At 59.9% G+C, this 21,223-nt stretch carries 20 protein-coding genes; 7 read left to right on the plus strand and 13 right to left on the minus strand.

Annotation, left to right across the window (positions count from 1 at the left end):
• Positions 1-6: 6 nt before the first annotated feature.
• Complete coding sequence (locus V6M89_RS03765) at positions 7-957, plus strand: CheR family methyltransferase (protein ID WP_332851914.1); 951 nt, start codon at positions 7-9, stop codon at positions 955-957.
• A 93-nt stretch (positions 958-1,050) separates the two neighbouring features.
• Here V6M89_RS03765 and V6M89_RS03770 read toward each other — a convergent pair whose 3' ends face one another.
• Positions 1,051-1,677: a glutathione S-transferase family protein gene (locus V6M89_RS03770; protein ID WP_332851915.1), complete on the minus strand. Its 627-nt coding sequence runs from the start codon at positions 1,675-1,677 to the stop codon at positions 1,051-1,053.
• 130 nt (positions 1,678-1,807) lie between these two features.
• On the opposite strand from V6M89_RS03770, the gene V6M89_RS03775 reads away from it, so the two are divergent.
• The 4 genes from V6M89_RS03775 to V6M89_RS03790 all read left to right on the plus strand — a co-directional run bounded on the left by V6M89_RS03775 (position 1,808) and on the right by V6M89_RS03790 (position 6,918).
• On the plus strand, positions 1,808-4,474 hold the full coding sequence (locus tag V6M89_RS03775) for a M1 family metallopeptidase (RefSeq protein ID WP_332851916.1): 2,667 nt from the start codon (positions 1,808-1,810) through the stop codon (positions 4,472-4,474).
• Between the two features lie 406 nt (positions 4,475-4,880).
• Positions 4,881-5,555: a YceI family protein gene (locus V6M89_RS03780; RefSeq protein ID WP_332851917.1), complete on the plus strand. Its 675-nt coding sequence runs from the start codon at positions 4,881-4,883 to the stop codon at positions 5,553-5,555.
• A 114-nt stretch (positions 5,556-5,669) separates the two neighbouring features.
• A complete protein-coding gene (locus V6M89_RS03785; protein ID WP_332851918.1) occupies positions 5,670-6,242 on the plus strand; it encodes an FxDxF family PEP-CTERM protein in 573 nt (190 codons plus the stop codon).
• 343 nt (positions 6,243-6,585) lie between these two features.
• Positions 6,586-6,918 carry a hypothetical protein gene (locus V6M89_RS03790; RefSeq protein WP_332851919.1) on the plus strand — a complete coding sequence of 111 codons (333 nt, stop codon included), beginning with the start codon at positions 6,586-6,588 and terminating at the stop codon, positions 6,916-6,918.
• 103 nt (positions 6,919-7,021) lie between these two features.
• Here the strand turns inward: V6M89_RS03790 and V6M89_RS03795 are convergent, their stop codons facing one another.
• From V6M89_RS03795 to V6M89_RS03845, 11 genes are all read right to left on the minus strand, one after another.
• Entirely contained in the window at positions 7,022-7,480 is a 459-nt protein-coding gene (locus V6M89_RS03795; RefSeq protein ID WP_332851920.1) for a hypothetical protein, read from the minus strand.
• 51 nt (positions 7,481-7,531) lie between these two features.
• Entirely contained in the window at positions 7,532-7,981 is a 450-nt protein-coding gene (locus V6M89_RS03800; RefSeq protein WP_332851921.1) for a hypothetical protein, read from the minus strand.
• 61 nt (positions 7,982-8,042) lie between these two features.
• Positions 8,043-8,312, minus strand: coding sequence for a hypothetical protein (locus V6M89_RS03805; protein ID WP_332851922.1), 270 nt, complete (start codon positions 8,310-8,312; stop codon positions 8,043-8,045).
• Between the two features lie 93 nt (positions 8,313-8,405).
• Positions 8,406-8,690: a hypothetical protein gene (locus tag V6M89_RS03810; protein WP_332851923.1), complete on the minus strand. Its 285-nt coding sequence runs from the start codon at positions 8,688-8,690 to the stop codon at positions 8,406-8,408.
• Positions 8,691-8,998: 308 nt separating this feature from the next.
• Entirely contained in the window at positions 8,999-10,036 is a 1,038-nt protein-coding gene (locus V6M89_RS03815; RefSeq protein WP_332851924.1) for an IS110 family transposase, read from the minus strand.
• 439 nt (positions 10,037-10,475) lie between these two features.
• The gene (locus tag V6M89_RS03820) at positions 10,476-10,910 is read right to left on the minus strand and encodes a hypothetical protein (protein WP_332851925.1); all 435 of its coding nucleotides are present in this window, start codon (positions 10,908-10,910) and stop codon (positions 10,476-10,478) included.
• A 50-nt stretch (positions 10,911-10,960) separates the two neighbouring features.
• Positions 10,961-11,248 (minus strand): hypothetical protein, encoded by a 288-nt coding sequence (locus V6M89_RS03825; protein WP_332851926.1) that lies wholly within the window; start codon positions 11,246-11,248, stop codon positions 10,961-10,963.
• A gap of 947 nt (positions 11,249-12,195) precedes the next feature.
• Entirely contained in the window at positions 12,196-12,537 is a 342-nt protein-coding gene (locus tag V6M89_RS03830) for a hypothetical protein (RefSeq protein WP_332851927.1), read from the minus strand.
• A 239-nt stretch (positions 12,538-12,776) separates the two neighbouring features.
• The gene (locus V6M89_RS03835) at positions 12,777-13,166 is read right to left on the minus strand and encodes an ExbD/TolR family protein (protein WP_332851928.1); all 390 of its coding nucleotides are present in this window, start codon (positions 13,164-13,166) and stop codon (positions 12,777-12,779) included.
• A 15-nt stretch (positions 13,167-13,181) separates the two neighbouring features.
• Positions 13,182-13,358: a hypothetical protein gene (locus tag V6M89_RS03840; RefSeq protein ID WP_332851929.1), complete on the minus strand. Its 177-nt coding sequence runs from the start codon at positions 13,356-13,358 to the stop codon at positions 13,182-13,184.
• 218 nt (positions 13,359-13,576) lie between these two features.
• Positions 13,577-14,206: a LysE family translocator gene (locus V6M89_RS03845; protein ID WP_332851930.1), complete on the minus strand. Its 630-nt coding sequence runs from the start codon at positions 14,204-14,206 to the stop codon at positions 13,577-13,579.
• 178 nt (positions 14,207-14,384) lie between these two features.
• Between V6M89_RS03845 and V6M89_RS03850 the strand changes: the two genes are divergently transcribed.
• On the plus strand, positions 14,385-17,249 hold the full coding sequence (locus V6M89_RS03850; RefSeq protein ID WP_332851931.1) for a hybrid sensor histidine kinase/response regulator: 2,865 nt from the start codon (positions 14,385-14,387) through the stop codon (positions 17,247-17,249).
• A gap of 62 nt (positions 17,250-17,311) precedes the next feature.
• Entirely contained in the window at positions 17,312-17,971 is a 660-nt protein-coding gene (locus V6M89_RS03855; RefSeq protein ID WP_332851932.1) for a class I SAM-dependent methyltransferase, read from the plus strand.
• A gap of 18 nt (positions 17,972-17,989) precedes the next feature.
• Here V6M89_RS03855 and V6M89_RS03860 read toward each other — a convergent pair whose 3' ends face one another.
• Positions 17,990-21,115 carry an NAD(P)-binding protein gene (locus V6M89_RS03860; protein ID WP_332851933.1) on the minus strand — a complete coding sequence of 1,042 codons (3,126 nt, stop codon included), beginning with the start codon at positions 21,113-21,115 and terminating at the stop codon, positions 17,990-17,992.
• Positions 21,116-21,223 lie beyond the last annotated feature (108 nt).

The raw sequence follows: 21,223 nt of genomic DNA on the forward strand, positions 1-21,223 counted from the left end.
GCGGTGATGAACTCGTTATTGGCGACGCTGCGGGCGGCGTTGCGGCCCGCCGACTCGGGCGGTACGGCCAGCACGGCCAGCATGACGCCGCCCAAGCCGGTCGCCGGCCCTGCGGATGGTCCGCGCCGCCACTCGCCGTCCACGGTCGAGGAGCTGGAGCTGGAGCTACTGCTGGAGGCCGCGTTCCAGGTCTACGGCTACGACTATCGCGGCTACCAGCGCGACGTCGTCACGCGCCGCGTGCAGGCGGCGATGAAGCAGCTGTCGCTGGCCACCATCTCGGAACTGCAAGCGCGCGTGCTGCACGATCCACATGCCTGGAACGCTCTGCTGCGTGAACTGTCAGTGGAACCGGCGTCGATGTTTGACGATGCGTCGGAAGTGTCGCTGCTGCGGATGTCGCTAGGCGTATGCCTGCACGGCGCCGCGCTGCCGCGCGTGTGGCTGGCCGATTGCGCCGGCGCCCAACAGGCGTGGACGCTGGCCATTCTGCTGGAGCAGGAACAACTGGGCGCACGCACCGAAATCTACGCCACCGTCTCCAGCGACGCGTTGCTGGCGGAAGCGCAGGCGGCAAGCCTGCCGATGGCGCGCTTGGGCGAGCTGCAGGCGAACTACGTGCGCAGCGGTGGCTTGGGCAAGCTGCTCGATTATTTCGAAGTCAGCGGCGACGGGCTGCACGCTGCTCTGCTACCGCAACTGCGCAGCCGCATCACCTGGGCGCAGTACAACCTGGTGACGGACGCCTCGTTCAATGAATTCCAGATGATATTTGGGCGGCGCACCCTGCCCGACTTCGGCCCGGCGCTGCGCCAGCGCGTGCTGCGACTGTTCGACGACAGCCTGGCGCAATCCGGCTTGCTGGTGCTGGACCGTCCGCTGGAACTGGACGACCCGATGGCCGTCCATTATAAGCCGGTGTTCCCACAACAGCCGTGGTACAAGCGGGTGGCCTGACGTCTGTCATTCCCGCGAAAGCGGGAATCCATACGCAGCGGGCGTCTCAGCTCAGCATGGATTCCCGCCTGCGCGGGAATGACGCGCCAACTTCTAGTACGGCGCCGAAGCGCTAGGGCGCTCCGCAATGCGGTCGCGCCAGGCCTGTAAATGCTCCATGCCTTCCGCGCCCGGCCGGAACTTCATCAAGCCGCGTCCGAACTCCAGCGCGCAGAACGCAGTGATATCGGCAATGGTGAAGCGCTGCCCGGCCACGAACGGCTGCGTGGCCAACACGCCATCCAGCCAACGCGCCGTCTCGCGCATCTTCTCCCCTTGCGATGCGCCGAAGTCGGCGAACTGCGGCTGCTCCAGCATCGCCAGGCCAGGATGCGTATGGCGCACGCAGTTGGCGATACCCATGAACAGGTGCAGCTCAACGCGACGGTCGGTCATCTCGATAAAGGCGCGCTCATCGAAACCGTCCCCCATCAGGTTAGGCTCCGGCGCAAAACCTTCCAGCCAGGTGCAGATGGCGCGGGTTTCGCACAGGATGCGGCCGTCGTCCAGCTCCAGCGCCGGCAACCGGCCAAACGGATTCTTTTCCAGGTACTCGGCACTGCGGTGGGCGCCGCCAGCCAGGTCGATCGACACCTGCTCGATACCGGTCAGGCCCTTCTCAGCCATGAACATGGCAACCCGGCGCGGATTGGGCGTGCGCGGCGACGTATAGAACTTCATATCCAATTCCTCTTCACGTGGTGGGTAGATTGACATTGTAACCAGTTGGCCTTAGATTGCTCGTTGGCCCACGAAGCCAATAACGGTTTATATCGTACGCCTGTCGGCTCACCCAACTGAAGGATTTTGCATGCAACGTAGTCTGATTTCGCTCGCCGTGATGGCGCTGCTCGGCCTTACTTCCGGCCTCGCTCCACTGACCGTGGCCGCCGCGCCGGCCGCCAAGGCCGCCAACGCCGTCAACAAGATCACCACGCAGCTTCCCCGCAACGCCGTGCCGACCCACTACGCGGTATCGCTGACGCCGGACGCCGTCAACAGCAGCTTCAGCGCCAGCGTCACCATCGCGCTCGACATCAAACAAGCCAGCAATAGCATCACCCTCAACGCCGCCGACCTGAAATTCAGCACCGCCGCGATCAGCGCCGGTCCCGGCAAGCCGGCGCTGGCCGCCAGCAAGATCAGCGTCGACAACGACAAGCAGACCGCCACCTTCGAGTTCGCCCAGCCGCTGGCAGTGGGCAGCTACCAGCTCAAGCTGGACTACACCGGCGTGATCGGCACCCAGGCAACCGGCATGTTCTCGCTGGACTATCAGAACGGCGGCGACAAGAAGCGCGCCCTGTACACCCAGTTTGAAAACTCCGAAGCACGCCGCGTGATCCCGTCGTGGGACGAGCCGTTCTACAAAGCCACCTTCGCGCTGGAAGCGACCGTGCCGGCCGGCCAGATGGCCGTGTCGAACATGCCGATCACCTCCACCAGCAAGCTGGCCGACGGCCGCGACCTGGTGCGCTTCGCCACCTCGCCAAAGATGTCGACCTACCTGCTGTTCTTCGGCCTGGGCGAGTTCGAACGCGCCACCGCGGTCGAAGGCGGTACCGAGTTGGGCGTCGTCACGCAAAAGGGATCGATAGGCCAGGCCCAGTTCGCGCTCGATTCGTCGGTCGCCGTGCTGAAGGAATACAACGACTACTTCGGCGTGAAGTACCCGCTGCCCAAGCTGGACAACATCGCCGCGCCGGGCCGCAGCCAGTTCTTCAGCGCGATGGAAAACTGGGGCGCGATCTTCACCTTCGAATCCGCGATCCTGCTCGATCCGCGCGTCGCCACGCAGTCGGACAAGGAAACCTCGTTCCTGGTGGCCGCGCACGAAATGGCGCACCAGTGGTTCGGCGACCTGGTGACGATGGCCTGGTGGGACGACCTGTGGCTGAACGAAGGCTTCGCCTCGTGGATGGAATCACGGACCACCACCCGCCTGCATCCTGAATGGAAATGGGAGCTGCGCGCCATCGGCACCCGCGAGCAGGCCATGAACCGCGATGCGCTGGCCACCACCCACCCGGTGGTGCAGCACATCAGCACCGTGGAACAGGCCAGCCAGGCCTTCGACAGCATCACCTATCAAAAAGGCGAGTCGGTCATCCGCATGCTGGAAAACTACGTGGGCGACGACGCCTGGCGCGCCGGCGTGCGCAGCTACATGGCCAAGCATGCTTATAGCAACACGGTGTCCGACGACCTGTGGCGCGAAGTGGAAAAGGCCGCGCACAAGCCGGTGACCGCGATCGCGCACGACTTCACGCTCAAGCCGGGCGTGCCGATGATACGCGTGGCCGATGCCGTCTGCAAAAACGGCCAGACCACCATCGCGCTGACGCAGGGTGAGTTCAGCAAAGACCAGACCAACAAGAAGCCACTGAGCTGGCGCGTGCCGGTGATCGCCCAGACCGTCGGCGGCGCTCCGGTGCGCGCCATCGTCAACGGCAAGGCCGGCATGACGCTGCCGGGCTGCGGCACGGTGCTGGTCAATGCGGGCCAGAGCGGCTACTACCGCACACTGTACGCGCCGAAGGCGTTTGCCGCGCTGACCGACAGCTTCGCCAGCCTGGCCACCATCGATCAACTGGGCCTGCTGTCGGACAGCTGGTCGCTGGGGATGGCGGGCTTGATGCCGGCCTCCAGCTTCCTGGACCTGGCCAGCAAGGCACCGGTGGACGCCGCGCCGCAAGTGTGGGACCAGATCGCCGATTCGCTGGTCGCGCTGCACGACAGCTACGAAGGCAAGCCGGAACAGCAAGCGGCGCTGGACCGCTACGCGCGCAAGCGCCTGGCGCCGGTGCTGGCGCGCATAGGCTGGACCAAGGCTGCGGATGAAGCAGCGCCGGTCGCCAACCTGCGCGAGACGCTGATCCACGTGCTGGGCGCAGTCGGCGACGAAGGCGTGGTGGCGGAAGCGCGCCGCCGTTATGCCGCCTCGGCCACCGACAAGGATGCGATGCCGGCCGCGCTGCGCCGCCCTATCCTGGGCGTGATCGCCACCAATGCCGATGCAGCGACCTGGGACCAGCTGCACGCCGCAGCCCAGGAAGAGAAATCATCCATGATCAAGAGCGAGCTGTATGACCTGCTGGGCACCACCAAGGACAAGGCGTTGGCGCAGCGCGCGCTGGACCTGGCGCTGACCGACGAAGGCGGCGCTACCGAAGGCGCGGCTATCCTGAACCACGTGGCCGGTCATCACCCGGACATGGCCTACGATTTCGCCATCAGCCACTACACCCAGCTGGAGAAAAAGGTCGATGGCAGTTCGCGCAGCCGCTACTTCCCGGGTCTGGGCGGACGTTCTGCCGACCTGGCGATGATAGACAAGCTGCGCGCCTACGCCAAGCAGTACCTGTCGGCCGAAGCACAGGGCGACACCAAGACCGCCATCGCCTCGATCCAGTACCGCGTGAAGCTGCGCACCACCCGCCTGCCGGAAATCGACAGCTGGCTGGCCAAGCACGGCTAACAGGCAAAAAAAAACCAGCGTCATCGTGAGATGATGCTGGTTACGAAAACGCTCGAAAGCGTGGGGATGTCTGTTTGCCCGGCGGCGATGGTGCCGCCTGGGCGGAATTTGTGCCGGGCTTGATGGAGTCCGGCAGCCGGGCGCGGGGCTTAAACCTCGCGCTACAGGTGTTACTTTGCCAGCTATCGGCCGGCATAGGCTTAGGGATTGATTAAGGTGGGAATCGAGGCGGGAATGAAGTCGAATCGCTGTGATGGTGCCGGTGTTTCAGGCCACCGGCCAGCCTGCTGAGTCATGCTTTGTGAATTCCCGCACCGGCTTGGGCACGAGACCAACTGGAGCACGCTGGGACCAGCGAGACGCATCATAATCGGGCAATATGACGGCCAAATGACCATGGTGCGGAATGAAAAAATTATATAATTATCTAAAAATCAGCATGCTGTGCGTGAGCATGGTCGCTTGCACGCAAATGCCCGGCAACCCGCCGCCGGCCGTTGCGCCGGCGGCTCCTGCCGCCCCTATCGTGTATCCGCCGCAGGCTGCGAGCGCGCTAACCATCGACAGCGCCCAATCGCTGATCGCCGTCACTGTACGGCGCGGCGGCTTGTTGGCGCGGCTGGGCCACGATCACCTGGTCGCCAGCCGCCACGTCAGCGGCACCGTATCGCCAACGCAGAACCGCGCCGATTTCCAGTTCCGTCTCGACCAGCTCACGGTTGATGAAGCCGAACTGCGCATCGCCGCCGGCCTTGAAAAGCAGCCCTCCGCCGACGCTATCGACGGCACCCGGAACAATATGCTGACCAGGGTGCTGGACGCGGAGCGCTATCCGCTGGTCACTGTGCACGCCGAGCGCGGCGCCACCGGCCAGCCGCTGCAGGTGGCGATCACGCTGCACGGCGTCACGCGCATCATGGCGATCCCTGCGGAGATCCGCGAGACGGCCGGCGTCATGACCGTCACCGGCAGCGTGAATCTGAAACAAAGTGATTTCGGCATCACGCCGTTTTCGGTGATGGCCGGTGCGTTGGCCGTGCAAGACCAACTGGAACTGCGCTTCACGCTGGTGGCCAAATAGGAACAATACAGTCAAATAGACAATTCCGGCAGGACTTATTGTGCTATTCTTTTTGATGAAATATCGACAACAAGATGCACCTCCCTGCGGCCCTCACTTATGACTGGAACAAGTATGAAAGTCTTCAACAAGGCAGTTATATTTTCCGCGTTGCTTGCCTGCTCCGGACTGATGGCGCACTCCGCCATTGGCGCAAACGTCATCGGTTCGCCATTCAGTCAACAGATCAGCGACCCGTTCGGCGGCTTCACTATAAGTTTTGGCAATAATTTCATCAACAGCGACCAGCACGGCACCTTCGACGACATCATTGGATTCGGCGTCGGTTCACCGTTCGAGACGGGAGGCTCGGTCTCGTCGGATTTCACCTCGACTCAATCGCTGACGCTGGCATCGGTAAAACTGGTGAACTTCACTATCGATATCAATAACAATATCGTGATTCTGTCGTCCCTCAGCGCCTCGCAACTGCTGCCGAACTACTTCAGGTTCCATGCGAACAACCTGAGCCAGGGGCAGTACTATCTGGAAATCACCGGCAGCGTTGACGGCACCAGCGGAGGCGCCTACGGCGGCAGCCTGAACGTTACACCACTGGAAGCCGTGCCTGAGCCGGCAACCTACGGCATGTTGCTGGGCGGCTTGGGCTTGCTAGGCTATGCAGCCCGCCGCAAGAAAACGAGCTGATCCCGGTGCGGCCACTGTGCCGCAGCCATGAAGAGCGCATGTGCCGGCAACGGCCATGCGCTTTTTTTATTTGAAACAAAGTGATTTCGCCGCCCCACATAACTACTGAGCGAATTCAACGATAAACGCTGAAATTGATGCGATGCTAAATCTGGCCACTTCGGCCGGATCGGAGATCGCTCATGTCAAAACACGGACACGCGCTTGCGCAAACGCATGCGCACAAACATCGGACCAAGCAGCAGCCTGCTCACGTCGCCCATTTTGTCGGCCTGCACATAAGATTCGCCGAGGCTATCGCCAGGCGTGAATATGCTACCGATCCAAATCATTAGACAACATCATGAAACTATTTCGATGCTTGCCTGCCCTGCTGTTTCTTGCATCGACGTTGGCGCTCGCCGGTCAAATAAAGACCAAAGATGAAGCAATCAAACTTGCCATCGATGCCATACACAAATACCACCTAACGACGCTGAACGATGAATGCGGCTTGGCCGACATAATCGAGAAACCGTTATACTTTGAAATTGTAGGGCGCGAACGTCACACGAAAAACTGTGGAGGCACTCCAGAAACAGGGCCGCGCCTCTTTAACGTGCGAGTTAGAAAGCATGATGGTCAGCTGACTAGCGATGTCTATGACGGCACAAACTACAAGCTGGTAAATCACTAGCCTGTAGTGGCTAAATAATATGTAGTAGCTCCGAATCGCCATCGCATCTTACATCAAAAGAAACGTCCGTTTCCGCCCCGTTACGGAAGTTCGCTTTAACAGCCTACACTCGCGCCGCTTTAGTGAGAGGCTGTGTGTCCGAGTATTTAGCTATAAACGCACGCTGTGCGCGTTCCGGAAGATTGATAAGTATTGTCGCACTACTGTCCCAGCAAGCGATTTCAAATAGTGCACCTTCTAATTGAGGTGCGGGGTCTTTACCGTCCCAATAATCTGGGTTCCCGTCGACGTATGGCGGCTCCGATACTGTAGGGCGAGTTCCTTTAGGAACAGCGCTAAACACGGCCCAAATGAATTGAATTTCCTGCTTGTGGATGAGAGACGCCAGTTCTTCACCTCGAATCCATTGGTCGCCTACGTCAAATCCTTCGGGCGTGAAGTTGGTTTCGATGTCGCTGACGTACCAATCGTAATCCTGAGGTGCGATTTCCGCTGCCGCAAATACTTCCTTCATGTCTGTAAAGAAGCGAACCTGGTCAGTCTTTTCAAGAATTAAATTCATGGGCAATTGAGCACTCTATTCAAGGAATGGGTCTGCTTCGGCCGCTTGCACTTACCTGTGGATTTTCCAGGTCTGTTCCTGTATGTCAAACGTCAAAAATGGCGCGCCCTGGGAGCCTTCTGGGGTAATGGTCGCGCTGACACCAACAGCATTCGATGCCCCTGCAACAAACTCCAATAGCGCCATATGTTCGGCCTCTGCAATGATTTCGCCCGGATCAACGTCGAGCTCAATTTCGTCAGCTTGGAAGAAATGGCAATTTACAGATACATCACCGATCCAGATCGAAAGGCAATGGCTAGTGTCAACGCGTCGAAACGCTTCGCCCAACCCTGGGAAGACTGCGCCTTCGCCATCAGCTTTATAAGTAAGTTGGTGTGCAGACGCGTATCGAATGAACCGTTCCCATCCGTCAAAGTCGATACCGACGAGATAGACGTCACGAAGTGATCCATCACGCTCCCAGAGTTCTGGCAATTCATCGATGCTCGGTTGATTCATAAGCAGATTAGCCGGTGATAGATTTGTGTGCGTTAGGTGGAAAGACAGCTGCTGACCGGGATTAGACATCGCGGGGTAATTTCGCCAGCCAGCTTTGAACTCGGACCAGAATTGGCCCAATCTCCGGAGCAAACCCATCTTCATCGTGCCACTGAGCGATATCGAGGTCCATAGCCAAATCCTCCATTTCTTTAATCAGAGGGTATGGCATGCCTTCAAGTGCTTTGCCGTTTCCTCGAATCGATTCGGCAAGTGCCCGCGAATCGCCTTGATGTGCCTGAAGTAGTGCAAGACTTGCTTCAATACGAGCGATTAGCGTTTGGTTAGACATGAGCTTGGTGATTCAAAAAATGGCGAAAGAAAAAGTCCAGTGAATTTGTCCGGTCCTGGCCGGTTTGGGTCTCTCTTCTGAATTCGCCTGCCACTACCACACTCTGGCTTTAAAGGACGGCAGGTGCTCCAGCGGAAACGGGAACTTTGGTTCTAGGGAGTTCGCTTTCATCACAGTCATCAGCTTTCTGTATTTCTCCAGAAGGGCCCCACGCGCGCCCCAGTCTTCAGTCTCATCGTCAAGCTGAGGCTCGATGAAGTTTGCTCCATCGCTTTCATCACCAATCATGGCCTTTGTATAGTCCCAGTCATATCGGAAGACCACCTCGAACGCGCCCACGAATTCTTGAAGCGCCTGTGCCATATCATTCTCATTCATATTCACTTTCCAAACACTTCCGGAACAGGCGCTGACGACCGTATATGGACTCCTCCTCGTTTGCAAACATTCCGTCTTTGACTTTTAGGTACGACTGCTCACGTATATTCGGTCTCTAACTGCTTTGCCCGTCATCGGGCAAGGACCATAATGGGCTATTCGCGCGCCGGCTCCCTATCGCTTGTACGGGCTTAAAGGCCACAGACATTCTCGGGTTCTGCCAGCGCCGGTTCGACCTGTTGGCCATCATCGGCATGTTTCGCAATCGTGGTTGAATGCTCCTTTTTACGTACTAACGACTCTACTGTTTAAACTGCAGTTGCTACTGCTCCGGGCTCGTAATCAGTGCCCTTGGTCATCATCGCCCAGGCGATGCGCGCCGTCTTGTTGGCCAGTGCGACCGCCGCGATGTTATGGTGCCGCGTCTCGGCGATGTGCGTCACCCAGCGACTCATCCGATCATTCTTGCTGGCCGCCGTTCGTAATACTGAACGTGCCCCGTGAATCAACAACGTTCGCAGTTGTGCATCGCCACGTTTCGTAATGCCCAGCAATCGCTCCTTACCGCCTGAGCTATTCTGCCTTGGCGTCAGCCCCAGCGACGCCGCCATCTGCCTACCACTGCTGAACTGCTTCGCGTCGCCGACGTTGGCCACAATCGCTGTGGCGATGATCGGCCCGACGCCGCGCAGCTGTTGCAACCGCGTGGCGACCGGATCAGTCGATGCCGCGATTTCTATTTCCTGATTCAGTTCCTTGACTCGCAGTTCCAGGTTCAGCAGATCAAGCCATAAGCCGCGCAGCATGCGACGGAAACGTTGCGTCAATCCGTTCTCCATGTTCTCCAGCCACAATGGAATGGCTGCCCGCAATTGAATCATTTCCCTTGGCGCCACAAGGCCATACTCGCTGCACAGCCCCCGGATCTGGTTGCCCTTGGCGGAGCGCTGACTTACGAGCTCCGCTCTGATCCGGTGTATCGCCTGCAGGTCCTGCTGTTCGACTGATTTGACCGCAACGAAACGCATACTCGGCCGGCTCATCGCCTCGCAAATCGCCTCCGCATCGTTTGCGTCGTTCTTGTTGCTTTTCACGTACGGCTTGACGAACTGCGGCGCGATAAGCTTCACCGTGAAGCCGCGTTTTTGCAATTGCCGAGCCCAATGATGCGCGCCCCCGCAAGCTTCCATGCCAATCTCGCAGCCAGGTTCTGTTTTCTCCAGTAATGCCGGCAGCCATTCTGCCCGGCACAGCTTCTTGCGCCATACAACCTTTTCGCAACGATCAACCCCGTGCACTTGAAAGACGCTCTTGGCGAGATCGACGCCGACGCGGATAATCTTCATGGTGGACTCCTTCTCTCAACTGGTTGTGTCGAAACTCCAGTTTAGGCGCTCAGACGCCGACAGGTGAGGAGGAGTCCATCCCATTGCTTGTGGCCGGAATCGGTCCGGTCATGCTTCATAACCATTGCGCTTTTGCTTGCGTCGAGCCCAGTATGTCCCGAACATCAAAAATGGAGTCTGCATCAAACTTACGATAACAAACATCATGAGGTCGGGAAGCTGGATTCCTTCAGACGTGAAGACTGTCAGAACAACTTTAGTGACTAAATAGACCAATGCGCTTACGGGTAAGCAAAGCACGAAAGGACGCCATTTTCCGGTGACGAACATACCTAGTGCGTACCCGGCTGCAAATGCGAACAATAACGAGATCAAATCAATCCCTCTCTTTTTCTAGTTTTCTATCAGTGTCGCTTCTGGCCGTCAGCCGCATGCATCTTCAATTTAAAGACTCATGGTACTTCTGACGATATACTTCGACCGCAACATCCTCAAGCCTTGGCCACTGCTCCAACAGCCATCGCCTACCATCGGGCGTAGGCTCGACATAAGGTTGTACGTTATTGGCATATGCTAGTCCTTGCGCGATAACATCGTTCTCATCTAACAGTCCGCCTGCAATCATCGCTTCAATTGGATGAGCGATGAGCTGCCGTACCAGGTGTGGGCGCATCGAGCATCCCGGCGCAATAATCGCAAATGATTGCTCGACAAAAGCCGAGCAGTTTGTAGGCCAAAAAGTTCCAGTAATCTTCCGGATAAATTCCGCATCGTCGACCGATGTGGGGTTCGCTTTTACAGCCTCATAGAACTCGCTAAGCTCTGAGAGCCGCCGAGGTGAACTCCATCCTGGGAAATTTTGCGAATTATTCATATATTAATTACACGTTGAAATATTCTGCGTCAAGGTCCGCATCTGGCCGACTACTGCCGATACACCGCAATCCGTTGAACCAACTCGTCGAGCTGGACCTGTTCATCAGTACCATCCCATGCTTCTAATAACTCGGATAGCGAGGTGAGCTTCCAAGCATCCGCGTGCACTGAAAGGGCTTTCATCTTGCGGCAGAGGTTGACCTTCGAGAGCTCACCGAAATCCTGTTTTAACTCCAGCAGGAAAGGCTCGACTGAGACCAAATTATAAGTCGGCCAATCAGTAATCGCAGCGGCCAATGCTGAGCTGATGCGCCGCACATCAGGGGGTATCGACATATCAGTCGCCAGTTCTTCCAACCTGTCCAAGTTAATCAATTTAATACCTCATTGCTCATAGCCACCACCGTCGGCTTCTGGCCGAACTCGGCCGAGTTCGGAAAAAAAATGTCGATAACATCTTACTTAACATCATAATCGCAGCGCCCTGTTGGGCTTGGTGAAGTAAAGCACCCGGGAGCTTGAGACGGCATCAGAAGTTCCGGCGGGACTGGGCACACATCGGGAGATCCTTTCATCAACACGCCGTGTCCGTAAACGCATTTAGAAATTTCCCGCATCGCTGGGTCAGAGGACCATCGGCGCACTGGGTCCCCGTTGACCACTTCGACCAGCCAGGCAATCTGAGCTGGCCCCATGGCTGTTGTCCAAAAGACCGCTTGGCAACCGGAGTAGTTGCTATCTATGTCTTTCGCCCGCGGCGAAACCAGAACTAGATAGCCGTGCCCCGCTTCTTCCCCGGCATCTATTGGGGGCGTAACCAGCTCGCAGTTTCTCCCCTGCGGCTTACCGGGCAATTGCGTTACTTCGCCGCCAACCACGAGAACGGGCAAGCCCACGCTTCCAGCGACCATGATGCTTAAAATAGCAAACTTGATATTCTTCTGTGTCATCGTTATTAATTTTGAAGGGCGGCTTCTCGCCGCACTCGGCCGAAGCCGGTCAGGATAACATCCGGCCCATGCGACAAATACACGAATTGTCACGTACGCCAAGGAAGACCAAGTGCGTACGTCCAGTTGTGGGGTCGCCTGCGAACAGGCGCCTGGCGGCGCTCTGCGAGAACGGGTGGCGGCACATCATGAGAATAGCCGGCGGCGACCTATGAGAATCGGTGGCGGCACCCCACGAGATTGAGTGGCGGCAGCTCATGAGAATTGGTGGCGGCGGTGATGAGAATACTCACCTGCGCCGCTGGGTGGATCATTTCGTCCTTATAGACGACTTCACAGCCCCTCGTGAAACACGCCCGACTCGGTTGACGTCACGTGATCGTCCGCGCCGAAGTGAATCACGAACGAAAGCTCGGTGTCGTAGATAAACATAAATCTTCCGACAATAATCCGCCCATAGATAGCGTGCGTCTTGTCCGAATACATAGACGCGACGCCCGCTCTATCCAGATCCGCCGCCACCGCAGACCTATCCCTGCCGGTGACCGCCGCGACCTTCAGCACTTGTTCGATCCCTCTGATCCGCTCCCTTAATTGATACCTGGCGAATTGTTCAAAGCCGAAAATCGGCGTCAAGACGATCGCAACGACGAGAAAGAATTTTGAAAGGGACATTGTTTACCTTTGTGAGCCAGGTGGCCTTGATGACGCCAGCGCCGCCTTTGACAACAAATGGCTTGGGCCAATGTCGTGCCAAATAATTGATCGCACCAAACGCGTAGGAATTGCTAGTAACGCCACCTGTTCTCACTGACCGCCGCCCCCCTAAAAAATCTCATCGAACGACGCTACTCCTTTTCGTTGAGTGGAGTGTGAATGTCGGCTATTGGCCGGTAGCAGCAAACTTGTTGAAGTCAGACTTCCAAAAGCTTCCCATTGACCAGGATGCGCAATCGTTCACCCGAAAAACCAGCTCGATGGCTTCCGTAAATAGCCTTGCCGATAGCCTCGTAATGAATGGAATCATCTGCTTCTATGGAAACGACCGCATCGGGATTTTCCGCATTCACTTTTTCTAGCGCTTCCGCAACCTCATTTGTCGAACGCAGCTTCACGCCATCTAAATCCACACAAACATTATCAGAAATTCTCAAAACAATTATCTCATTCAAAATCTTTGCTCCAAACGTTTCAGTGTTTCGATTTTTTCCTAGGCCAATCAACGGCCAGTCTTGGCCGTACGCAAACCGGCAATTGTGTCCAGTGATGCCGCTGAATTCTGTGGATTCGAGGTGTCGATTCAACAGTTGACTATGCGTCTAAGCTTCCTTATATGTCGCTGGCTTTGCAGCCAGCACAAAGGGAATCGCAATTGGGCCTAGTACAGCCACCAAAGCTGCTCTGAAACCAGTTGTTTTTACAAACCGGCGCTTGGCAATGACCAGGCAAGCCACGGCCGAAAGTGCCCAAATCAAAGCGGGGATGTATGTACTCATCGTGAACTCCAGATAGTTGTCCGGCCGATAGTGACATGGAAAAGTTACAGCTGCAATCCTGGCTTCAATTTGCGACGGGCAAAAAAAAGCCCGCAGCACAAAGAGGCGCGGGCCAAAAGTTTTCAAATCGGGAGAGACTTGAAAGAGCAAAGCCAGTATTGCAGTGCAACATTACGCCCTGATGACATCGGCGCTGCGAATAGACTTTTTTTGCTCTTTTATCGAGAAATTATCAATTTCAGCCCCAGGCCGACGAAAATCGCACCGGCCACGCGGTCCATCCACATGCCCGCGCCCGGGTGGCGGTTGATCCACGCCCCCACCGCGCCGGAGAAATAGCCCAGCAAACCGAACAAGACCACGCCCTGCGCCGTGAACAGCAAACCCAGCTGAGCGGTCTGCCAGCTGACGTCGCCCCGCTCCGCCACCACGAACTGCGGCAGGAAGGACAGGAAGAACAACACCACCTTGGGATTGACGGCGTTGGCAAACAAGCCCTTGCCAAACAACTTGCCCAGACTCTCGTCCGGCACCCCGCCGCCCTCGACTCGGGCGCCGCCGCGACTGCGCAGCGCGCCGATACCCAGCCAGATCAGATACCCACCGCCCAGCAACTTGAGCGCGCCAAACGCCATCGGCGAAGCCTTGATCAACGCGCTCACGCCCAGAGTCGCCAGCAACGTGTGGCTCAGGCAACCCAGAGCACAGCCCAGGCCGAACACCATGCCCTGGCGCCGTCCGCGCGACATACCAACGCTGAGCACCATCAAATTATCCGGACCCGGCGAAATCGTAATTAGCAAGGCGGCGCTGAGAAAGCCGATGAATTGTTCTGGAGAGATAAGCACGGTCGCATTCCTATGGTGCAAAAGCGCCATCTTACCTGCCTCGACTGGCCATCGCCAAGCATCGGTCTGTGCCACAGGTCAATTTTTGAATAAAACAATAAGTTCTCGTTTAAAATGGAAAAAACCCAACTTATTGAGACCTGCGGCCTTCGGAACACTAATGAGTACAGCATGCAAGATGTCTGACGGTCTACCACGTGGCGTGTTCCTCGTGCTGCTGGCGATGCTGGCATGGTGGCAACTGGCGTTGACCCCGACCACAGCCACGGCTGCTGAGCGTCCGCCGGCTGCGATCAGCGTTAATACCGCAAGTATCGATTTGATGACGACAGGCAAGCTATACCTGGACGAAGGCCAGCCCTTCCCGGTCGATGCCGCCGGCCTGCCCAAGCTGCTGGCCGGGCTCAATCCCGCCTCCAAGGTCAACCTGCTGGGCGGCGGCTACTGGCTCTACGCCGAGCTGCGCAACGACAGTCACCAGCCTGCCTGGGTCATCGATCCCAACGACACGCTGATCGACATGGTCGACATCCAGGTGTTCGGCCCCGACGGCAGCGCGCGCCAGATGCTGACCGGCTACCGCCAGCCGCATTCCTATCTGCTGCACTACGGCAAAGACATCGATCTGCAACCCGGCCAGCGCTACCAGGTGCTGATACGCTTCGCCAGCCCCTACTATGCCCGCACGCCGGTCATGTCGGTGTTGCCGCGCACGGCCTACCAGCAGCTGGTGGCGCGCGAGAACGTGCTCATCATCGGCTCCATCGGCGCCCTGCTGGCGTTGACGGTGTTTAACTTCTTCATCTACTCGATCACCCGCGACAACTCCTCGCTGTACTACTCGCTGTACGTGCTGTGCTACGCCATCGCCTGGGGCATGACCTTCCACATGACGGCCGACCTGTTCGGCTGGCACAACCTGCAATGGCACTACGTGCCCTTCTTCCTGTTGCCGGTGCTGAGCACCATGTTCTACACCAACTTCCTGCGGCTGAAAGAGCATTCGCCGCTGCTGCACCGGCTCAGCCGCATCAACATCGTGCTGCCGCTGGTGACGCTGCCGAGCTGCTTCTTCTACCTGAGCTACGCGCACACCATCGCCACCATCGTCATCACGATCTGGATGACGATGGCGCTCACCAGCGGCATCGTGGTGTGGCGGCGCGGCTACTATCCGGCGCGCTTCTTCGTGCTCGGCTTCGTCGCGCTGATGGTGCCGGGGCTGTTCATCCTGCCGGCCAACCTGGGCCTGATACCGGCCATGATCACCAACGCCCAGCTGTTCACGCTGCTGGGCGGCACGCTGGACGGCGTGCTGCTGGCGTTCGCGCTGGCCGACCAGATCCGCCTGCTGCGCAACACGCTGGAGCAGCGCGTGCAGGAGCGCACCGCCCAGCTGACCGAAGCCAAGGAACACGCTGAAGTGGTCAGCCGCCACCGCATCGACTTCCTGTCGGCGATGAGCCACGACATCCGCACGCCGCTGGCCGGCGTGATCGGCATGATCAAGTTCGCCATGCGCGACCAGTCGGTGCGCGGCCGCACCGAGGAGTACCTGCGCATCGGTTTGCAGAACAGCGAATCGCTGCTGGCCATCCTCAACGACATTCTTGATTTCTCCAAGATCGACGCCGGCCGCCTGTCGATCGAAACGGTGGACTTCGACCTGATCGCGCTGGTCGACGACGCCATCGGCATCCTGCAAGGCCAGGCCGACGCCAAGAGCCTGCTGCTGCGCTGCGACCTGGCGCTGGACCTGCCACGCTACGTGCGCGGCGATCCGACCCGTCTGCGCCAGATCCTGCTTAACCTGCTGGGCAACGCCATCAAGTTCACCGACCGCGGCGAAGTGCGGCTGGATGCCCAAGCCATGTTGACCGTCGACGGCCGCACCAGCGTCAGCTTCGACATCGCCGACACCGGCCCCGGCATCCCTGCCGAGACGCTGCCACGCCTGTTCCAGAAGTTCGAGCAGGCCGACCACTCGACCACGCGCCGCTACGGCGGCACCGGCCTAGGTCTGGCGATCTGCAAGGAACTGGTTGAACTGATGGGCGGTTCGATCGCGGCCGAAAGCCGGGTCGGTGTCGGCTCCACGTTCAGCTTCACGCTGCCGCTGGCGCTGGGTGCGGCGCCGGTCATCGATCCTTCCAGCCTGCCGCGCAAGGAACATCACGCCTACCGCCTGCGCGTGCTGTGCGCCGAGGATGTGCGCACCAACCAGATCATCGTCAGCACGCTGCTGGAGAATATGGGCCACGATATCCGCGTGGTGGAGAACGGCTTGCAGGCGCTGCATGCGCTCAGCACCGCCGCCTACGACCTGGTGCTGATGGACGGCCGCATGCCGATGATGGACGGCGAACAGGCCGCGCGCCTGATCCGCAGCGGCGGCAGCGAAGACTACCGCGTGCTCGATCCCGGCATCCCGATCATCGCGCTGACCGCCAACGCCAGCGATCATGACCGCGCGCGCTATCTGGCGGTGGGCATGGACGGTTTCCTCAGCAAGCCGGTCGACGAGCGCCTGCTGTACGACCAGATCGAGAAGACCATCGCCCAGCACCTGAGCCGCGGCCGGCCGCTGCGGCCTACCGACGCCGCGCGCCTGTCCGCCAACCGCGCGCAGTCGCTGGACGAGCAGTTCGGCGTGGAGCCGGCGATCGAGAAGCGCATCGATCCGGCCACGGTGCAGATCATGCCGCTGGCCGGGCTGTCGCACTCGCACATGCAACGCATCACCCAGGCCTTCCTCGACGAAGCGCCGCGCCGACTGGAGAACGCACGCGCCGCCGTGACGGCCGCCAACGCCCATGCTGCTGCGGCGGCGATCCACGCGCTCAAGGGCAGCGCCGGCTATCTGAGCTCGACCCACCTGCACACGCTGTGCCACGAGATGGAGGCCGCTGCCGCCGCCGGCGACCTGGCCGAAGTCACCCGCCGCCTGCCGGGCGTGGCCGCCGCGCTGGACCAGGCCTGCAACGACCTGCGCCGCGCCGCCAGCAACGACGTGACCATGTCGCGGCAGGAATCGACCACCTGACCCGCGCGCGCAAGCAGCGGTGACACTGCTACACTGGCGGCATCCAACCAAGGAGATGCCGCATGTCCAACCGCACGCTCAACCTCACCGACCCACTGTACGATTATGTGCTGGCGCATTCGCTGCGCGAGCATCCGGCACAGGCCGCGCTGCGCGATGCGACCCGTGGCCACGAACGCGCCACCATGCAGATCGCGCCCGAGCAGGGTCAGTTCATGGCGATGCTGGTCAAGCTGACCGGCGCCCGCAACACCATCGAGATCGGTGTGTTCACCGGTTACAGCGCGCTGTCCGTGGCGCTGGCGCTGCCGGCTGACGGCCGCATCCTGGCCTGCGATATCAGCGACGAGTACACCCGCATCGGCAAGCCATTCTGGGCGCAGGCCGGCATCGCCGATAAAATCGATTTGCAGTTGGGCCCCGCGCTGGCCACGCTGGATGCGCGCCTGGCGGCCGGCGAGGCAGGCCGGTACGACTTCGCCTTCATCGATGCGGACAAGGTCAATTACGACGGCTACTACGAGCGCTGTTTGCAGCTGGTGCGGCCCGGCGGCCTGATCGTGATCGACAATACGCTGTGGAGCGGCCGCGTCACCGAACGCGCCGACAGCGACGACACCGCCGCGCTGCAAGCGCTGAACATCAAGCTGCACCGCGACGAACGCGTCGACCTGTCGCTGCTGCCGCTGGGCGACGGGCTGACGCTGGCCCGCCGCCGCTAGCCGCCACCATCTACCGCGTCAGAAGTCGGTTTCGCCTTCGATCACGGCCGGGTGGCCGCTCATCGCGCGCGAGGTCTGCATGCCGGCCATCACCGCCGCCTCCACGCAGCCGGCGTTCAAGCCGGTCTTGATCCAGTCGCCCGTCAGGTACAGGTTGGAGAAGCCGGATTGGTCGGTCTGCAAGCGGTACTTGGTGCTGTTCACCACCGACATCACGTAGCGCTCGGACGGATCGACGTTGGCGCGCCAGTACTGGGCGTCGAAGCGCGCCACGCCGGTCGCTTCGCTGCCGTCCACCAGCCATTGCCACGGGAAGGCGCCGGCCGGTCCGGCCGCCGACCACAGCGAGGCGATCCTCTTGCTCAGCTGCTCGACCGCACCCTCCTTCGCCAGCGCCGCCATGCGGGCCGGGAAGCCGCTGTCGCTCACCGGCGGATAGCTCGCCACCGGCAGCGCACTGCAGAAGTAGGACACATTGCGCGGGTCCAGCGGCGCCGGCCAAGCTTCGCGGCATAGCAGCTGGTCCATCGGCGCCCAGGTATCGTAAGGTTCGCTGAATCCGCTCAGCACCGGCTGCTGGCCATCGGGCTGATAGTCCCAGCCCATCTGCCTCAAGTCCTTGTCCAGCCAGACCTGATAGGCCTGCGTGGCCACCGTCTGCACCTGTTCGTAGGTGGTGTTCAGCGCCGGGCTTTGCGCCATCAGTTGCGGGCACAGAGGCTTGAGCGAAGCGACCGAGATGCCGAACACCACCTGGTCGAAATCGACGCCGCGCTTGAGCGTCAGCACCGGCAGTTCCTTGTCGAACTGCTGGTGATACAGCTTGGGCCAGTCGCTCCAGTAGGACTCCAGGTTGACGTTGTGCGCCTGGAGCAGCGCGGCTTGCGCCTCATCGATCTGGTCGTAATTCGGGGTGCTGGGCCAGCAGGCCAGGTCCTTCACGTCCACCAACGGATCGTAGGCCGCGCCCTTCAGCGCCACCTGCTGTGTCATGCGGATGCTGCCGATCTGGCGGCCGTCCGGCACCAGCTCCTCGACCTTGTGGAAGAACTTGAACTTGACGCCGCGCGCCAGCAAGGCCTGGTACAGCGGCGTGAACACCGTATCGCCCATCCCCGCCTGCATCTTGAACATGATGCCGCCCTTGTAGGCCAGGCCGATGCGCGCCATCGCCCGCAGCAGCGTGCCGGCTTCGATATTCGGCTTGCCAAAATCGCCGCCCTCGAAGGCGAACACCAGGTCGTAGAAGCCGCGCACCGGCGCCGAATCCACGCACAGCTCTTCGTCGCCGCCATGGTTGCGCAGCCACTGGCGGAAATCGACGTCGTTGATGACGTCGAAGCCGTTGCGTATCACGCCGTCTTCAAACACGCCCTTCATCACGGTCACACCCAGGTCCAGGCAGATGAACAGGCGACGGACGTCATCGCTGGCGTCGCCGTCGGCGCGGTCTATCAGCTTGCGGTAGCGCGAGTGCAGCCGCTGGCGCACGCCCTCCAGCGCACCGGCCAACGCCCGGTGCTCGCCCGCCGTGTGCTGCACCGCGTCGGCCGACAGGTTGACTGCCATTCCGTACAAGGCACTCCCCAGCAACGACATATCCTCCAGCAGTTCGTGCGCCGACGACGTCACGCCTTCGGCCAGGTGGAACAGCCAGTCCGGCAGCATGCCGGTGTGGTGCTCATGCGGCGGCAGTTCCAGTTCGCGGGTCAGGTTGTCCAGGCTCTTGATCCATTTGTCGATCCAGCCCATCATCGCCACCGCCAGCTGCCACAGCGTGATCTGCTCATTGCCCTCGCCCGGCTCGCCCGGCAGCGTCGGGAACACGATGGACCAGTTGTGCCACTGGTCGCCGACCTGCTCCGACAGCGCCACATAATCTTGCTGTTTGAAGGCGTCGCGCCAGGTCGCCAGCGGTGCGCCGGCCGGGCGATCGAGGCTGGTGTAGGCGGCCTTGATCATCTTGAACGCGTTGGAATAGAAGCCGAACCAGATGTGCAGGCCGTGTTCTTCGATACGCTGGCCGTACTGCGCATTGCGTCCGCTGGCTCCCTTGCCGCCCAGGCGCCAGCCTTGCTGGTAGACGGTGATGTCGTAGTTGTTCTGCCAGCCCGGCAGGTCGCTCAGGTAGTAGGCCGCCGTCATCGAGCCGACGCCGCCGCCGAGGATGGCGATCTTCTGCGGCGCGATCGAGGAATTGTCGATCAGCTCCTCGCCCGGCTGCGCGGTGAAATCGAAGTTCAGGTTGTACGGCAGGATGGCAGTCTGCGCGCCCAGTTGCAGGCCCAGTGTCTCGTGCAGTGGGAAGCTGTCGAAGGCGTGCAGCACGCACTCGTATTCGTAGCCCAGCAGTTTGCCGCCGTGGATCTTGTCGATGGTGGCCGGCGCCGCCAGGATGGCCTGGTACACGGCTTTCAGGCCGGCGCTGTCCGGGAACTGCTTGAGGAATATCTGGTCGATGCGCGGATTGCGCAACAGCGAGATGATGTCGTCCCAGCCCGCCAGGTCCAGGTTGAAGAAGTCGGGGATGGACAGGAACAGTTCTATCGCCTGTTCGATCAGATCGAGCACGCTGGTGATGGGTTTTTCGATGCCGGTCTTGCGGGTCGCGTTCACTTCCAGCAGCGGGTGCATGGCGATTTTGGTTTCCGGCGCAAACGGCTGGAAGCCCTTGGCCGCGACCGAGCAGCGCAGCGGTTCGGTGCCGGCCGCCGGGATCTCGTACTCGCACAGATACTTGGGATAGCCGAACAGCTCGCGGCCGTTAATCAGCGCCATCGCGTCGTCGACGAAGATGTGCGCGGGATAGTAGTAGATGTGGGCCAGCTTGCCTTCGTCGTCCATGGCGCCGACCATGATCCAGGTGACGATGTCGATCTCGGTGATCCAGCCCTTGGCATGGTCGACCGGGGCCGCCGAATCGGCGTGGTTGACGCGCGTGAACGTCAGCAGCACGTACGGCGAAATCGCGCTGAAGCGCATGCGCTGGCCGGCCACCTGGTTCAGCGTGTCGTCCAGCGTGGCCTGGAGCTTGGCCAGGTCGCCCTTGACGAAGAAGCCGTACATCTCGGAGTTTTTCAATTGCAGCGGTGAGTGCATCATCACCGAGCCGCCCTGGTAGATATATGAAGGTCTGGTCGCCATAGCTCATTCGTCGAGGGTTGAACAGCGTTCCAGTGTATTTCAAAATCACTGTTCATTGCCGAAAAATAATTCGCCGCCGTGGGTGTAGGATGTAGCCTGAGCCACAGA

Origin of the sequence: Duganella sp. S19_KUP01_CR8, assembly GCF_036688705.1 — a bacterium.
GTDB lineage: Bacteria > Pseudomonadota > Gammaproteobacteria > Burkholderiales > Burkholderiaceae_D > Rugamonas.

Excerpts from the sequence above, each read along its gene's own strand:
- V6M89_RS03765 (WP_332851914.1), top strand. The coding sequence starts at position 7 with ATGAACTCGTTATTGGCGACGCTGCGGGCGGCGTTGCGGCCCGCCGAC.
- V6M89_RS03770 (WP_332851915.1), bottom strand. The coding sequence starts at position 1,677 with ATGAAGTTCTATACGTCGCCGCGCACGCCCAATCCGCGCCGGGTTGCC.
- V6M89_RS03775 (WP_332851916.1), top strand. The coding sequence starts at position 1,808 with ATGCAACGTAGTCTGATTTCGCTCGCCGTGATGGCGCTGCTCGGCCTT.
- V6M89_RS03780 (WP_332851917.1), top strand. The coding sequence starts at position 4,881 with ATGAAAAAATTATATAATTATCTAAAAATCAGCATGCTGTGCGTGAGC.
- V6M89_RS03785 (WP_332851918.1), top strand. The coding sequence starts at position 5,670 with ATGAAAGTCTTCAACAAGGCAGTTATATTTTCCGCGTTGCTTGCCTGC.
- V6M89_RS03790 (WP_332851919.1), top strand. The coding sequence starts at position 6,586 with ATGAAACTATTTCGATGCTTGCCTGCCCTGCTGTTTCTTGCATCGACG.
- V6M89_RS03795 (WP_332851920.1), bottom strand. The coding sequence starts at position 7,480 with ATGAATTTAATTCTTGAAAAGACTGACCAGGTTCGCTTCTTTACAGAC.
- V6M89_RS03800 (WP_332851921.1), bottom strand. The coding sequence starts at position 7,981 with ATGAATCAACCGAGCATCGATGAATTGCCAGAACTCTGGGAGCGTGAT.
- V6M89_RS03805 (WP_332851922.1), bottom strand. The coding sequence starts at position 8,312 with ATGTCTAACCAAACGCTAATCGCTCGTATTGAAGCAAGTCTTGCACTA.
- V6M89_RS03810 (WP_332851923.1), bottom strand. The coding sequence starts at position 8,690 with ATGAATGAGAATGATATGGCACAGGCGCTTCAAGAATTCGTGGGCGCG.
- V6M89_RS03815 (WP_332851924.1), bottom strand. The coding sequence starts at position 10,036 with ATGAAGATTATCCGCGTCGGCGTCGATCTCGCCAAGAGCGTCTTTCAA.
- V6M89_RS03820 (WP_332851925.1), bottom strand. The coding sequence starts at position 10,910 with ATGAATAATTCGCAAAATTTCCCAGGATGGAGTTCACCTCGGCGGCTC.
- V6M89_RS03825 (WP_332851926.1), bottom strand. The coding sequence starts at position 11,248 with ATGTCGATACCCCCTGATGTGCGGCGCATCAGCTCAGCATTGGCCGCT.
- V6M89_RS03830 (WP_332851927.1), bottom strand. The coding sequence starts at position 12,537 with ATGTCCCTTTCAAAATTCTTTCTCGTCGTTGCGATCGTCTTGACGCCG.
- V6M89_RS03840 (WP_332851929.1), bottom strand. The coding sequence starts at position 13,358 with ATGAGTACATACATCCCCGCTTTGATTTGGGCACTTTCGGCCGTGGCT.
- V6M89_RS03850 (WP_332851931.1), top strand. The coding sequence starts at position 14,385 with ATGTCTGACGGTCTACCACGTGGCGTGTTCCTCGTGCTGCTGGCGATG.
- V6M89_RS03855 (WP_332851932.1), top strand. The coding sequence starts at position 17,312 with ATGTCCAACCGCACGCTCAACCTCACCGACCCACTGTACGATTATGTG.
- V6M89_RS03860 (WP_332851933.1), bottom strand. The coding sequence starts at position 21,115 with ATGGCGACCAGACCTTCATATATCTACCAGGGCGGCTCGGTGATGATG.